Source organism: Rhizobium sp. AAP116 (assembly GCF_001295785.1).
GTDB lineage: Bacteria > Pseudomonadota > Alphaproteobacteria > Rhizobiales > Rhizobiaceae > Allorhizobium.
Genome location: NZ_LJIB01000026.1, coordinates 240,327 through 254,893, shown reverse-complemented (window position 1 = coordinate 254,893; position 14,567 = coordinate 240,327). Strand labels below are relative to the sequence as shown.

At 61.3% G+C, this 14,567-nt stretch carries 12 protein-coding genes; 10 read left to right on the top strand and 2 right to left on the bottom strand.

What is annotated here, in order from left to right:
* The first annotated feature begins 228 nt into the window (after positions 1-228).
* The 5 genes from topA to rpmG all read left to right on the top strand — a co-directional run bounded on the left by topA (position 229) and on the right by rpmG (position 7,443).
* A complete protein-coding gene (gene topA, locus IP85_RS15920) occupies positions 229-2,928 on the top strand; it encodes a type I DNA topoisomerase (RefSeq protein WP_054150649.1) in 2,700 nt (899 codons plus the stop codon).
* 104 nt (positions 2,929-3,032) lie between these two features.
* Positions 3,033-5,288: a ribonuclease R gene (gene rnr, locus IP85_RS15915; RefSeq protein ID WP_280949608.1), complete on the top strand. Its 2,256-nt coding sequence runs from the start codon at positions 3,033-3,035 to the stop codon at positions 5,286-5,288.
* A 23-nt stretch (positions 5,289-5,311) separates the two neighbouring features.
* Positions 5,312-5,761, top strand: coding sequence for a DUF983 domain-containing protein (locus tag IP85_RS15910; protein WP_054150647.1), 450 nt, complete (start codon positions 5,312-5,314; stop codon positions 5,759-5,761).
* A 239-nt stretch (positions 5,762-6,000) separates the two neighbouring features.
* Positions 6,001-7,185, top strand: a complete 1,185-nt coding sequence (locus tag IP85_RS15905; protein WP_054150646.1) for an MFS transporter — start codon at positions 6,001-6,003, stop codon at positions 7,183-7,185.
* A 90-nt stretch (positions 7,186-7,275) separates the two neighbouring features.
* A complete protein-coding gene (gene rpmG / locus IP85_RS15900) occupies positions 7,276-7,443 on the top strand; it encodes a 50S ribosomal protein L33 (protein ID WP_006727600.1) in 168 nt (55 codons plus the stop codon).
* 750 nt (positions 7,444-8,193) lie between these two features.
* Here rpmG and IP85_RS15895 read toward each other — a convergent pair.
* Positions 8,194-9,567 (bottom strand): PleD family two-component system response regulator, encoded by a 1,374-nt coding sequence (locus IP85_RS15895; RefSeq protein WP_054150645.1) that lies wholly within the window; start codon positions 9,565-9,567, stop codon positions 8,194-8,196.
* A 12-nt stretch (positions 9,568-9,579) separates the two neighbouring features.
* The gene (locus IP85_RS15890; RefSeq protein WP_054150644.1) at positions 9,580-9,951 is read right to left on the bottom strand and encodes a response regulator; all 372 of its coding nucleotides are present in this window, start codon (positions 9,949-9,951) and stop codon (positions 9,580-9,582) included.
* A gap of 138 nt (positions 9,952-10,089) precedes the next feature.
* On the opposite strand from IP85_RS15890, the gene IP85_RS15885 reads away from it, so the two are divergent.
* The 5 genes from IP85_RS15885 to IP85_RS15865 all read left to right on the top strand — a co-directional run bounded on the left by IP85_RS15885 (position 10,090) and on the right by IP85_RS15865 (position 14,567).
* Complete coding sequence (locus IP85_RS15885) at positions 10,090-10,383, top strand: DUF3572 domain-containing protein (protein ID WP_054150643.1); 294 nt, start codon at positions 10,090-10,092, stop codon at positions 10,381-10,383.
* Positions 10,383-11,018: a hypothetical protein gene (locus IP85_RS15880; RefSeq protein ID WP_054150642.1), complete on the top strand. Its 636-nt coding sequence runs from the start codon at positions 10,383-10,385 to the stop codon at positions 11,016-11,018. Before IP85_RS15885 ends, IP85_RS15880 begins: the two co-directional genes overlap by 1 nt.
* Positions 11,019-11,108: 90 nt before the next feature.
* A complete protein-coding gene (locus IP85_RS15875; RefSeq protein ID WP_054150641.1) occupies positions 11,109-12,392 on the top strand; it encodes a DNA polymerase IV in 1,284 nt (427 codons plus the stop codon).
* 71 nt (positions 12,393-12,463) lie between these two features.
* Positions 12,464-13,195, top strand: coding sequence for a YoaK family protein (locus tag IP85_RS15870; RefSeq protein WP_245280883.1), 732 nt, complete (start codon positions 12,464-12,466; stop codon positions 13,193-13,195).
* Positions 13,196-13,334: 139 nt separating this feature from the next.
* The gene (locus IP85_RS15865) at positions 13,335-14,567 is read left to right on the top strand and encodes a L,D-transpeptidase family protein (RefSeq protein WP_054150639.1); all 1,233 of its coding nucleotides are present in this window, start codon (positions 13,335-13,337) and stop codon (positions 14,565-14,567) included.

The following is a 14,567-nucleotide window of genomic DNA, read 5'->3' as shown; positions in this document are numbered from 1 at the left end:
ACCGGAGGCCATCACAACCCAGCCTCGCCATGCCCTGTAAAATACAATAGATCATTTATCTAAGATTGCAATCTACCTGTGATCTCTCTCCGGTTGCATATATTCACAGGTCGGAAAATAGGCCCCGCCTCTTGACCGCAGACGTTTCGCCCTCCATGTCGGAAAACCGTGTTCCGAAGACTGTGGTGCGGTGCCGCTGATCGGATGCGTTGAAGGTATAGTTGTCCAATGAACGTCGTAGTCGTAGAATCCCCGGCCAAGGCCAAGACGATCAACAAGTATCTGGGTCCCGGATACAAGGTGCTCGCCTCATTCGGCCATGTGCGCGATCTGCCGGCCAAGGATGGCTCCGTTCTGCCAGACCAGGATTTCGAGATGTTCTGGGAGGTCGATGCCGCCTCGCAAAAACGCATGAAGGACATTGCCGATGCGGTGAAGTCCTCCGACGGCCTGTTTCTCGCGACCGACCCGGATCGCGAGGGTGAGGCTATTTCCTGGCACGTGCTCGACCTTCTGAAAAAGAAGAAGGTGATCGGCGACAAGCCTGTGAAGCGCGTTGTCTTCAACGCGATCACCAAGAAGGCCGTGCTCGACGCCATGGCCAATCCGCGCGATATCGACACGCCGCTGGTCGACGCCTACCTGGCGCGCCGTGCACTCGATTATCTCGTCGGCTTCAATCTGTCGCCGGTTCTCTGGCGCAAGCTGCCGGGTGCGCGCTCAGCCGGTCGCGTGCAGTCTGTGGCGCTGCGCCTCGTCTGCGACCGCGAAAACGAGATCGAACGTTTCGTCGCCGAGGAATACTGGAACATTTCCGCGCTGCTGAAGACGCCGCGCGGTGACGAGTTCGAGGCAAGGCTTGTCTCGCATCTCGGCAAGCGCATGCAGCGCAACTCGGTGACCAATGGCGACCAGGCCTCAGGCATCAAGGCATTGCTCGAGGGTGCAGCCTTCGCTGTTGACAGCGTCGAGGCAAAGCCGGTCAAGCGCAATCCTGGCCCGCCCTTCACCACGTCCACGCTGCAGCAGGCCGCATCCTCGAAACTCGGCTTCTCGGCGTCGCGCACCATGCAGATCGCCCAGAAGCTCTATGAAGGCATCGACATCGGCGGCGAAACCGTCGGTCTCATTACCTATATGCGTACGGACGGCGTGCAGATGGCGCCCGAAGCGATCGAGGCGGCGCGTGCAGCCGTGCTCGACCAGTTCGGCCCGCGCTATGTGCCGGAGAAGGCGCGCCTCTATTCCACCAAGGCGAAGAACGCCCAGGAAGCCCACGAAGCCATCCGTCCGACCGACTTCAACCGCTCGCCGGACAAGCTTCGCCGCTTCCTCGACAGCGACCAGATGCGGCTCTACGACCTGATCTGGAAGCGCGGCATTGCGAGCCAGATGGCGTCCGCCGAAATCGAGCGCACGACGGTCGAGATCCTCGCCGACAACAAGGGCGAGAAGGCAGGCCTGCGCGCCGTTGGTTCCGTCATTCGTTTCGACGGTTTCATTGCCGCCTATACGGACCAGCGCGAGGAAGGCGAGGCGCCCGAGGATGGTGACGACGAGGATGGTCGTCTGCCCGAGATCAATGCGCGCGAGGCACTGGCCAAGCAAAAGGTGAATTCCAGCCAGCATTTCACCGAGCCGCCGCCGCGTTATTCGGAAGCCTCGCTGATCAAGAAGATGGAAGAGCTCGGCATCGGCCGCCCTTCGACCTATGCAGCGACGCTCAAGACGCTGAGCGACCGCGAATATGTGGTCATGGACAAGCGCAAGCTGATCCCGCATTCGAAGGGGCGTCTGGTCACGGCTTTCCTGGAGAACTTCTTCAACAAGTATGTCGAATATGACTTCACCGCCGAGCTCGAGGAGAAGCTCGACAAGATCTCGGCCGGTGAGCTCAACTGGAAGGACGTGTTGCGCGCCTTCTGGCAGGATTTCTTCGCCCAGATCGAAGACACGAAGGAGTTGCGCGTCACCAACGTGCTCGACGCGCTGAACGAGGCGCTTGCGCCGCTCGTCTTCCCGAAGCGCGAGGACGGATCCGATCCGCGCATCTGCCAGGTCTGCGGCACCGGTAATCTGTCGCTGAAGCTCGGCAAGTACGGCGCCTTTGTCGGCTGCTCGAACTATCCGGAGTGCAACTTTACCCGCCAGCTGTCCTCCGAAGGTGGTGCCGAAGCCGACGCCGGCGGTAATGAGCCGCGGGCACTTGGGAAAGACCCGGTCACCGAAGAAGAGATCACGCTACGTTCGGGCCGGTTCGGGCCTTACGTCCAGCGGGGCGACGGCAAGGAAGCCAAGCGCTCCTCGCTGCCGAAGGGATGGGCGCCAGCGGATATCGATTTCGAAAAGGCGCTTTCTCTGCTGTCGCTGCCGCGCGACGTGGGTGCGCATCCGGAAACCGGCAAGATGATTTCGGCCGGTCTCGGGCGCTACGGGCCCTTCGTGCTGCATGACGGCACCTATGCCAATCTCGAAGGTATTGAGGACGTGCTGTCGATCGGCCTCAACCGCGCCGTGACCGTACTCGCCGAAAAGAAGGCCAATCCGGGCGGCCGTGGCCGCACGGCGGCGGTTGCGCTTAAGGAACTCGGAGAGCATCCTGACGGTGGAGCGATGACGGTCCGCGAAGGTCGTTTCGGTCCCTACGTCAATTGGGGCAAGGTGAATGCCACCCTGCCGAAGGGCAAGGACCCGCAAAGCGTCACCGTCGAGGAAGCGCTTGTGCTGATCGCCGAGCGGGCGGCCAAGGATGGCGGCGGCAAGAGCAAGACCAAGAAGGCTCCGGCCAAGTCTGCCAAGGCGAAGTCGGACGACGGTGCGGCGGAAAAGCCGAAGAAGACGGCCGCCAAGCCGAAGGCCGCTGCCACCAAGAAGGCGCCGGCCAAAACGGCCACGAAGGCAAAGACAACGAAGAAGAGTGCGACTTGAGCAAGAGACACCGCGACCCCTCCGAGACACCCGGCTCCGGCAACCGCAAGAGCCGGCGTGCGGAAGGTGCGGCCAAGGCGAGGAGCGAAAACCCCACCGCCCTCATCCACGGGGAAGTGCCTCCCCGTGAAGTGCTCATGCAGTTCATCACCGACAATCCAGATCGCGCGTCGAAGCGCGAGATCGCGAAGGCCTTCGGGCTGAAGGGCGAGCAGCGGGTCGAACTCAAGCAGGCGCTGAAGGATCTCGAAGAAGACGGCCTCGTGCAGAAGAGCCGCAAGTCCCTGACACGACCCGGCGCCCTGCCCCCGGTCACGGTTCTCGATATCACGACACGTGACAAGGACGGTGAGCTGATCGGCAGGCCGGCCGAGTGGCCCGAAGAGGCAGGGGCGGCGCCAGCTGTTTTGATCCGCCAGTCGAGTTCCGACCGTTCCAAGGGCAAGACGCCTGTTGGTGGCCTCGGCGACCGGGTGCTTGCCAAGATCTTCGCCAACAAGGACCGATCCGGCCCAGCCTATACCGCCCGTGTGATCAAGATCCTCGATCGTCATGTCGGTGCCGTGATGGGCGTGGTGCGGATGATGCCGGACGGTGGCGCACGCCTGATGCCGATCGAGCGCCGCGGCGAGGAAATGCAGATCGACGCCAACGACATCGGCGAGGCCAAGGATGGTGATCTGGTCGAGGTGGAAGTCGGTCGTTCAGCCCGTTTCGGCCTGACGCGGGCCAAGGTGCTCAACGTCGTCGGCTCGGTTGCCTCAGAAAAGGCGATCTCGATGATCGCCATTCATGCGCATGGCATTCCGCATATCTTCCCGCAGTCAGTAATATCGGAGGCCGAGGACGCCAAGCCCGCGTCCATGTCGCATCGCGAGGACTGGCGCGACTTGCCGCTCATCACCATCGACCCGCATGACGCCAAGGACCATGACGACGCCGTCTATGCCGAACTCGACACCTCGCCCGACAATCCTGATGGCGTGATCGTGACGGTGGCGATTGCCGACGTCTCCTACTACATCCGGCCGAAATCTGCGCTCGACCGCGAAGCGCTGAAGCGCGGCAATTCCGTCTATTTTCCGGACCGTGTCGTGCCCATGCTGCCCGAGCGGATTTCGAATGACCTCTGCTCGCTGCGCGAAGGCGTCGACCGGCCGGCGCTTGCCGTGCGCATGGTCTTCTCGCATGAGGGCCGCAAGGCGAGCCACACCTTCCACCGCATCATGATGAAGAGCGCGGCCAAGCTCTCCTACCAGCAGGCGCAGGCGGCCATCGACGGCAAGACCGATGACAAGACCGGCCCGCTGCTGGAGCCGATCCTTAAACCCCTGTGGCATGCCTATGCCGTGATGAAGCGCGGCCGTGACCGTCGCCAGCCGCTCGAGCTCGACATGCCCGAGCGCAAGATCATCCTCAAGGAAGACGGCACAGTCGATCGCGTGCATGTGCCCGAGAGGCTTGATGCGCACAAGCTGATCGAAGAGATGATGATCCAGGCGAACGTCGCGGCTGCCGAGACGCTGGAGAAGAAGCGGCAGGCGCTGATCTACCGGATCCATGACGCGCCGACGCTCGCCAAGCAGGAAGTTTTGCGGGAGTTCCTCGCCACGCTCGGCATGTCGCTGGTCAAGGGCGGCAACATGCGGTCCAACTCGTTCAATGGCATTCTCGCGAAAGCCGAAGACACGCCGCATCAGGTCATTGTCAACGAGATGGTGCTGCGCAGCCAGAGCCAGGCGATCTATAGTCCCGAAAATATTGGCCATTTCGGCCTCAACCTGATGAAATACGCCCACTTCACCTCGCCGATCCGCCGTTATGCCGACCTCATCGTTCACAGGGCGCTGGTGGGTTCGCTGGGCCTGGGCGAAGGCGGCATCACGCCGGACGAGGAAGCAAGCCTCGAGGACATCGCGGCTGAGATCTCGACCTTCGAGCGCCGCGCGATGGCGGCCGAGCGCGACACGGTTAACCGCTTGATCGCGCATCATCTTGCCGGGCGTATCGGCGATGAGTTCGAGGGACAGATCCGGGGCGTGACCAAGTCCGGCCTTTTCGTCGCCCTGCCGCAATTTGGCGCAGATGGCTTCATCCCGGTTTCCACGCTGGGCCGGGACTACTATATCTACGACGAAGCGCATCAGGCCCTGACGGGCGAGAAGTCCGGGCTCGGTTATCAGCTCGGCGACATCGTCGAGGTCAAGCTTGTTGAAGCGGTGCCACTGGCCGGCGCGCTGCGCTTCGAGATGCTGAGCGAGGGACGCAAGATGCCGGTGGCGACGCGTTCCTTCCACAAGGCAGGACGGCGGAACGGGCACAAGCAGCCCGGCACACGTCCGCCGCGCTCGCGACGTTGACACTTTCGCCCCGGAGGCATGACATGAGCGGCAACCAGACCCAGGCAACGATCCAGTACGGCGGCGGCGAGAAGGCCGATCGCCCGCTCGGTCGCTCGATCAAGCGCGGCATGCTCAATCAATGTCCGTCCTGCGGCTCGGGCAAGCTCTTCCGCAGCTATCTCAAGGTGGTGGATAACTGCGCGGCTTGCGGCGAGGATTATCATCACCATCGGGCGGACGACCTACCGGCCTATCTCGTCATTCTCATTCTCGGCCATGTCCTGGTCGGCGGCTTCATGGCCACCGATCTGGTCTTCGTTCTGCCTGCCTGGGTGCATTTTGCCATCTGGGCACCGATCGGCGTCGTTACGTCCCTGCTCTGCCTGCAGCCGATCAAAGGCGGAGTGGTCGGGCTGCAATGGGCACTGCGGATGCACGGATTCGGTGGGCATGATGACGCGCCAGAAACCTTCAAGGACGGCCGCGACTGAGTCATCGATCCGTCACGCGGCTGTGGCGGTTTTTCGTTAAACGTCGCCCAGAGGCGCAGTCTTGATTCGTACCGTGAGATCAGAAGCGCTTGACAGGCGTGCGGTTTCCAGTCTGAACATGCCGCGCCGATCGACTATGCCCAGGAGCTGGTACGCGCCGATGCCATCACAGATTTCGACACCTGCGCGCCTGCGGTCATGCCTCAGGCCGGAATGCGACATGAGCGACCGGGTGTCCGATGTCTGAGACGAATGTCGGCCTGAACGGCGATCGCGACGAAATCCACTGGCCCTCGCTTTTCGCAGCGATTTCAGCGATTTCGGCTGTGGGCATTGCAATTGGCCTCGGCCTGCCGCTGCTCAGCATCATTCTCGAAAAGCGCGGCATCTCCTCGACGCTGATCGGTCTCAACTCGGCGATGGCCGGGATCGCCGCCATGGCGGCTGCTCCCGTGACCACCAAACTCGCCCACAAGCTCGGCGTCGTGCCGACCATGCTCTGGGCCGTAGTCCTGTCGGCAGTGAGCGCGATCGGCTTCTATTATGCCGAACAGTTCTGGATGTGGTTTCCGCTGCGCATCGTGTTTCACGGTGCGACCACGACACTCTTCATCCTCTCCGAGTTCTGGATCAATGCGGCGGCCCCTTCGCGCAAGCGCGGCCTGGTGATGGGCATCTACGCCACCATGCTGGCCGTCGGATTTGCCTGTGGTCCACTGCTCTTTTCCGTGCTGGGGAGCGACGGGCTCCTGCCCTTTGGGGTCGGCGCCATCGCGATCCTCGCGGCCGCCATTCCGATCTACATCGCCCGCAACGAAAGCCCGGTGCTGAGCGAAAAGCCGGAGATGCATTTCTTCCGCTACATCTTCCTGGTACCGACAGCGACGGTTGCCGTTTTCGTCTTCGGGGCAGTCGAAGCCGGCGGCCTTTCCCTCTTCCCGATCTATGCCACCCGCAGCGGCTTTACAGAGACGCAGGCAGCGCTTCTCCTGACGGTCATGGGTGTCGGCAACATGATCTTCCAGATCCCGCTGGGGTTGCTCTCCGACCGTATGCGTGACCGGCGCCTGCTTCTGTCGATTCTCGCCATTGTCGGGCTTGCCGGATCCCTGACATTACCCTGGCTGTCCGGCCACTGGCACCTGATGGCCATCGTTCTGCTGTTCTGGGGCGGATGCGTTGCCGGGCTCTACACCGTCGGCCTGAGCCATCTCGGCTCGCGACTCACCGGCGCCGACCTCGCGGCGGCCAATGCCGCCTTCATTTTCTGCTATGCTGTCGGCACCGTCGCCGGTCCTCAGGCCATAGGAGCGGCCATCGATATCACCGGCAATGACGGATTTGCCTGGGCAATTGCGGGCTTCTTCGCGCTCTACGTGGTGCTTTCCCTGGGACGCCTGCTTTTTAAGCCGAAACGCACTTGACTTTTCGGGCGCGATTTGTAGTTTCGCGCCAGATTTGCCGTGGGCCTCGTTCGGTCGTCCACGGCTTCGTTTATTAGAGGCAGGACGACCATGGCCAAGGCTACAACCATCAAGATCAAGCTTCTGTCGACGGCTGACACGGGTTTCTTCTACGTAACCACGAAGAACAGCCGCACGATGACGGAAAAGATGACGAAGACCAAGTACGACCCGGTTGCTAAGAAGCATGTCGAGTTCAAGGAAACCAAGATCAAGTAAGACTTGATCTGGGGCTTTTCAAAAAAGGCGTGTCGCATTCTGCGACACGCCTTTTTCTTTTGCAGTGATGCCACTGCTCCAGGCATATCGCCAAACGAAAAACACCGGCTTCCTTGCGGAAACCGGTGTCCTATTAGGGGGTCGGCCGGCACACAACACGGCACGAGGAACCGTTTTTGACGTTGCATACCAACCGACCGACCCCACGACCCAGGAGATGCGGCGGACCTGAGCATCATGGGGTATTGATGACCTCCGAAGGGGTCTTGTCCGATGGCTGCAAGTTCTCTCAAGTAGAGACAAAAATCAACAGATTATTAACTGCTTACCCGGGCTTCGCTGCTTTATGGTTAAATTAGGCTCAGATGAACTTGCGATTCACAGGTGATAGTCAGTTCTACACACATTGAGACTTGAGAATACCGCAGACACATTTCGGATGTTCTCAAGCTTAGTTGTGAAAGATCACAGAGACTGACTTGAGCGGGTGAGATCAGTCAGTGACAGCGGAACCTAATATTCAATTAAATACAAAACCGAGTAAGCACATTCTCGATCCAGTCGGGCGTCAGTGGCAGGATCAGCCTCAATACTATTCGGGCTGCTAAAAATAAGTCGTTTTGTAACTGCTCAAAAAGTCAGCAAGATTTACCCGGCATGCCAAGGATGGCGGCAATTGAAAAAGCTGTGAAGATCTTTCAGGGCGACGGTCGAAACTTGAGAATTTGTCACTGCCCTTGGGCCCTGGGGTCAAGCAGCAGCGCCCACGACGCGGTTGCGACCGGAGTTCTTCGCTTCATAGAGAGCCCGGTCGGCCTGCTTCAGAAGCTGCTCGGGCGTTTCGATACCGGGACCGATCGTGGCAATGCCCATGGATGCTGTCAGCATCAGAGGGGTCTCACCCGATCGAAGCTGGAAGGGCCGTGCCTCGATCATGCCACGCAGCCTCTCGGCAACGGTTGCGGCGACTTCCGCCGGTGTGTCGGGCATCACGACGACGAATTCCTCGCCGCCAAAACGGCAGGCAAGATCGGCCCCCCGCACGGTCGAGCGGATCCGGCCGGCAAACTCCTTCAGCACTTCGTCGCCGGCATCGTGCCCGTAGACATCGTTCACCTGCTTGAAGCGGTCGATATCGGTGATGCATAGCGTCAGCGGCCGACCACGCACCTTGGCGCGGGCGAACAGTGTGCGCAGATGCGTATCGAGATAGCGGCGATTGTGGAGGCCCGTGAGCCCATCGGTGACGGCAAGTTCGATCGTCTGACGCACACTGTTGCGCAGGCGATCGTTGAAGCGCTTGCGGCGAACCTGTGTCAGCGTGCGGGCGATCATTTCGTTGGGATCGAGCGGGCGCACGATGTAGTCGTTCACGCCGAGATCAAGCGCCCGGATGATCATCTGCTCATCCCCCTGCTCCGTGATCAGGAGAATCGGAATGAAGCGGGTGCGTTCCAGCGAACGGATCTGCGAGCAGAGACGCAAGGGGTCGTAGTCTTCGAGATTGCTGTTGACGATGACCAGATCGAAAGCGTTCTCAGCCGCCTCGAACACCGCCGCCTGCGGGTCTGACATGGCGCTGACTTCGGCAATCGGCTTCAGCGCCTTGATAATGCGCTCCTGGGAGGCACCGCGGCTGTCGACTAGCAGAACCTGCGCCTGCTCTTCGAGGCGCCCCTCGTGGAGCCTGAAGACATCACCGATGCCGGCCTCACGGGTCGTGTCGTGGCGAATGCGCAGCTCGTCCGTCAGCGTCTTCAAGCGCACCAGGCTCTTCACCCGTGAGATGAGCTGCAGGTCGTTGACCGGCTTCGTCAGGAAATCGTCGGCACCGGCCTGCAGACCGCGGACACGATCAGAAGGCTGATCGAGGGCAGTGACCATGACGACCGGGATATGCGCCGTACGCGGGTTGGACTTCAGCCGCTCGCAGACCTCGAATCCGTCCATCTCCGGCATCATGATGTCGAGGAGGATGACGTCGACCTGGGTGCGATCGCAGATATCCAGCGCATCACGGCCATTGCTTGCCGTCAGCACGTCGAAATACTCCGCCATCAGCCGCGCTTCGAGCAGCTTGACGTTGGCAGGAATGTCATCGACGACCAGAATACGGGCAGTCATGGCTGTCAGTCCTCACGCATCTCCGAGATAGGTCTTGATCGTCTCGATAAACTTGGGGACCGAGATGGGTTTGGAGACATAGGCCTCACAGCCACCCTGCCGGATCCGCTCCTCATCGCCCTTCATGGCGAATGCCGTTACGGCAATCACAGGGATCACGTGGAGCTCGGGATCGTCCTTCAGCCACTTGGTCACTTCAAGACCTGAGACCTCCGGCAACTGGATGTCCATCAGGATCAGATCCGGGCGGTGGCGCCGGGCGAGATCCATGGCTTCCATGCCGTTGCGGGTCTGCACTGTCTCATAGCCGGATGCCTCGATCAGATCGCGGAAGAGCTTCATGTTGAGCTCGTTGTCTTCGACAATCATCACTTTTTTCGGCATTCACCCGGTCCTTTGTCTCGCGCATTCAGTCAGTCCGGAACACCGGACCCAGCGCGAGTTGCGTCTTCCGTCAGCGAACATGCTAGTGCTATTTGGTTTCGAAATCGGTAATTTGCCAGGGCAAGAGGAAAAGACTTTATGAAAAACAGAGATATACCTGCCGATGCCGAAGCCACTGCGGTTGCCGTGCTTGGCTGGTTGGCAAATGAACCGGAGATGCTGTCGCGTTTCCTCGCATTGTCTGGCGTACAGCCGACACAGCTTCGCCAGGCGGTCGGCGACCCGGCCTTTCTCGCCGGCATGCTGGAGTTTCTGATGCAGCACGAACCGACGCTGATGGAATTCTGCACCGCGACGGACACCAAGCCTGAAACGGTGGTCGAGGCCTATCACCGCTACGCCGGTCCGAGCTTCGATTCGGCCGATTTCTGATGCTGACGGATCTCGACCACATCCGCCTGACGGACAGGCCTTTGATCGTCTGCGATGTCGATGATGTCGTCCTGCAGTTCGCCGCACCGTTCGAGGCCTTCCTGCAGAGCCGCGGCCACAGGCTGTTGCCGCGCTCCTTCAAGCTGACCGGCAACATCGTCACCGGCGCCGATGAAAGCGTGATCGAAGCGCCAGCCGTCAAGGCGCTGATCGATGATTTCTTCGTCGAGCAGGAGCGCTGGCAGACGCCGTTTGCCGATGCGGTCGACAGCCTTCATGCGCTCGGCCAGAATGCCGATCTTGTGTTCCTCACTGCCATGCCGCCTCGCCACGCCGAGGTGCGGCGACGGCTGCTCGACCAGCTGACACTGACCTTTCCAATGATTGCAACGGAAGAGGCCAAGGGGCCGATGGTAGCGGCGTTGCAAGGGGAAAGGCCCCTGCCCGTCGCCTTCGTCGACGACATGGTGCACAATCTGCACTCGGTCGGCCAGCACGTGCCAGACTGCCTTTTGATCTATCTTCCGCCACCGCTCGAAATCTTCCGCTTCGCACCCGAGCCACCCGAAACGGTCCGGCGTGTCGGCACCTGGCCGGAGGCGTCCGAGCTGATCCGATCGCATTTCGCGGGCTAACCGAACGACAACCGCTCGTCCCGGCCTTGCTGCCCTTGCCTGCATTCGCAGCGCGGCCTATGGTGGGAATGTTCAACCTTTGTTCTGGCCATGACGCGCGCTGCTCCTGATCACCCTGGCTTTTGCCGTGACTGCCTGACAGGGCAGGCCGATGGTGCACGGCGTTGTCGTTCCTGCGGCAGCCCGAGGCTCGTCTACCATTCCGAACTCTACGACCTGTCGATCGCGCATATCGATTGTGATGCTTTCTACGCCTCGGTGGAGAAGCGCGACAATCCGGAGCTGATCGACAAGCCCGTGATCATCGGCGGCGGCAAGCGCGGAGTCGTCTCCACCGCCTGCTACGTCGCACGCATCCATGGGGTGCGGTCTGCCATGCCGATGTTCAAGGCTCTGGAAGCCTGTCCGCAGGCCGTGGTCATCAAGCCCGACATGGAGAAGTATTCCCGTGTCGGTCGCGAAATCCGGGCAATGATGGAGGAGCTGACACCGCTCGTGCAGCCGATTTCGATCGACGAGGCCTTTCTCGATCTGCGAGGCACCGAACTGCTGCATCACGATCCGCCGGCCCGAGTGCTGGCAAGGCTCGCCCGACGCATCGAGGAAGAGATCGGCATTACCGTTTCCGTTGGCCTTTCCTACTGCAAGTTCCTCGCCAAGGTCGCTTCCGACCTGCAGAAGCCGCGCGGTTTCTCCGTCATCGGCGAGGCCGAGGCGGTCTCCTTCCTTGCCGACAAGCCGGTCACGATGATCTGGGGTGTCGGAAAGGCACTTGCCACAACGCTACAGGCCGACGGCATCCGAACCATCGGCCAGCTGCAGGTGATGGACGAGAGCGATCTCATGCGCCGCTATGGCTCGATGGGACAGCGTCTGGCGCGTCTGTCCCGCGGCATCGACGAGCGGACGGTGCATCCGAACGACCCGGCCAAGAGCGTCTCGGCCGAGACGACCTTCTTCGACGACATTCACCGGCTCGACGAGCTCGTGGTGCATCTGCGTGCCTTGTCCGAAAAGGTCGCCTGGCGGCTGAAGCGACACGAGATCGCCGGGCAGACCGTCGTCCTGAAGCTCAAGACGGCCGATTTCAAGCTCAGAACGCGCAATCGACGGCTGGATGACCCCACCCAGCTAGCCGATCGGATCTTCCGCACCGGCATGTCGCTTTTGGAGAAGGAAACGGATGGAACGCGCTTCCGGCTGATCGGCATCGGCGTCAGCGATTTGCAGGATCCGATGCTTGCCGACCCGCCTGACCTCGTTGATGCCCAGGCGGCGCGGCGGGCAGCGGCGGAGGCGGCGATGGACAAATTGCGCGACAAGTTCGGCAAGGGTACGGTTCAGACGGGTTACACTTTCCCGTCCAAACGATAGGCGACTACGTGGCGCAGGCACCCTCCATCATCACGGATCACAGCCGGCTCCCAGGGCGCCAGGGCGGATACATGCGGCTCTTGCGGTTTGCCGCCGCCCATCGCCGCACGCGGCCTAACGACCTGCTGCTCGGCACAATCCTGGCTTTTGTCGCGGGCGCGATGAATGCCGGCGGCTTCCTTGCCATCGGTCACTACACCTCGCACATGACCGGCATCGTCTCCGCGATTACCGACAATCTGGCACTCGGGCTTTTCGGGCTGGTCGGCGCTGGCATCGCACTTCTGGTCAGCTTCACGTTCGGCGCTGCGTGCTCGGCCGTCCTTATCAACTGGGCCCGGCGCCATGCGCGCCGACAGCAATATGCCTATCCGCTGGCGCTCGAATCCGGCCTGCTGATCGCCTTTGCCGGGATCGGCGCCGTCGTGCCGGCGGCTTCAGCCGCAGCGGTGACGGCCCTTCTCCTCTGCTTCGTGATGGGCCTCCAGAACGCGACGATCACCAAGATCTCCGGCGCCCGCATCCGCACCACCCACCTGACCGGCATGATTACCGATGTCGGCATCGAATTCGGCAAGCTCGCCTATGGCCGGATCGTCCGGCTCCTCGATCATCCACCGCTTGCAACGGACAGCCGCAAGCTCGGCATCCTACTGCCCATCGTTGGCATGTTCTTCGTCGGCGGCCTCGTCGGTGCTCTCGGCTTCAAGCATATCGGCCATGCCTTTTCCCTGCCGCTTGCGGCCCTGCTGCTCGTGGTCGTCTCACCGCAACTGCGACCGCGGCAGACAGCCACCCCGTGAACAAGTCACAGCTCGTGACAAGTGTGGAAACACGATCACAGCCGCGTGAGTAGCAACGCAACGGCTTTTCGCGAAACTTTTCTTAAACATCGTCGCTTACACTGCGATTGCTTGTGTATTGCGTTTCAAATGGTCGACCATGTTTCAGCGTTTCGCCCTCGCCGTCAGCCTGTCTCTCATGTCCAGCACGGCGCTTGCCGCCGATGGTCCGCTCCAGATCTATATCTCAAAGGCGGAACAGACGCTGACCGTCTACGACGGTGACGAGGTGGTGGCGACGACAAAAGTATCGACCGGCAAGCCCGGACATACCACGCCATCGGGGATCTTCTCGATCCTGGAGAAGCGCAAGTATCACGAGTCCAACCTCTATTCGAACGCGCCCATGCCCTTCATGCAACGTCTGACCTGGTCGGGTATCGCGTTGCACGAGGGCAAGCTGCCCGGCTATCCGGCCTCGCATGGTTGCGTGCGCCTGCCGAACGGCTTCGCCAAGACGCTCTTTTCCATGACCGAGCGCGGCGCGCATGTGATCATCACCGACGATGCCATAGCGCCAAAGTCCATCACCCACGCCAATCTGTTCGCGCCGCGCCTCCCGGTTGACGATGGTGGGCTGCTGTCGGACGTAGAGCTCAGGCCCGGACGTGTCGAGGCGGGGCTGGGCCCCGTCGAAGTGGCCATGAACGCAGTTCCACCGCGCAGCGGTGCCGAGACAAAGGTGACGATCGAGGAACCACCTCCGCTGCGTATTCTGATTACACGACGCACCCAGCGCGACGTCGTGTCCGACGTCCAGCGGCTTCTCGGCACGCTCGGCTTCGATGCCGGCGTTTCCGATGGCTTGCTCGGCACGCGGACCATTGCGGCGATCAATGCGTTCAAGGAGAAGCATGAGATAGCAAAGGACGCACAGATCCTGTCTGAGACTTTTCTCGGGACGCTCTATGTGCAGGCCGGCGAGGACCACCCGCCGACGGGCCAGCTGATGATCCGGCAGAAATTCGCGCCACTCTTTTCAGCACCCGTCAACATCCGGGAGCCAGAGAAGGCGCTTGGCACCCATTTCATCGAAGCGACTGCTGTCGATCGCTACAAGCGCAAGGCCGAATGGCGTGGCGTGACACTCGATGACCATCTTCCTGCATCGACGCAGAAGCGTCTTGGCATCGTCACCCCGGCGGACGACAAGTCGATCTTCTCGGCCGAGGCGGCGCTGTCGCGCATCGTCATCCCGGACGACGTGCGTGCCCGCATCGAAACCATGCTGAGCGAGGGATCCTCGATCACCATCTCGGATACCGGCATCGGCCCGGAGACCGGCGACGGGACGGACTTCATCACCGTGACGCGTTCGAAGCCGCAGGCCTGA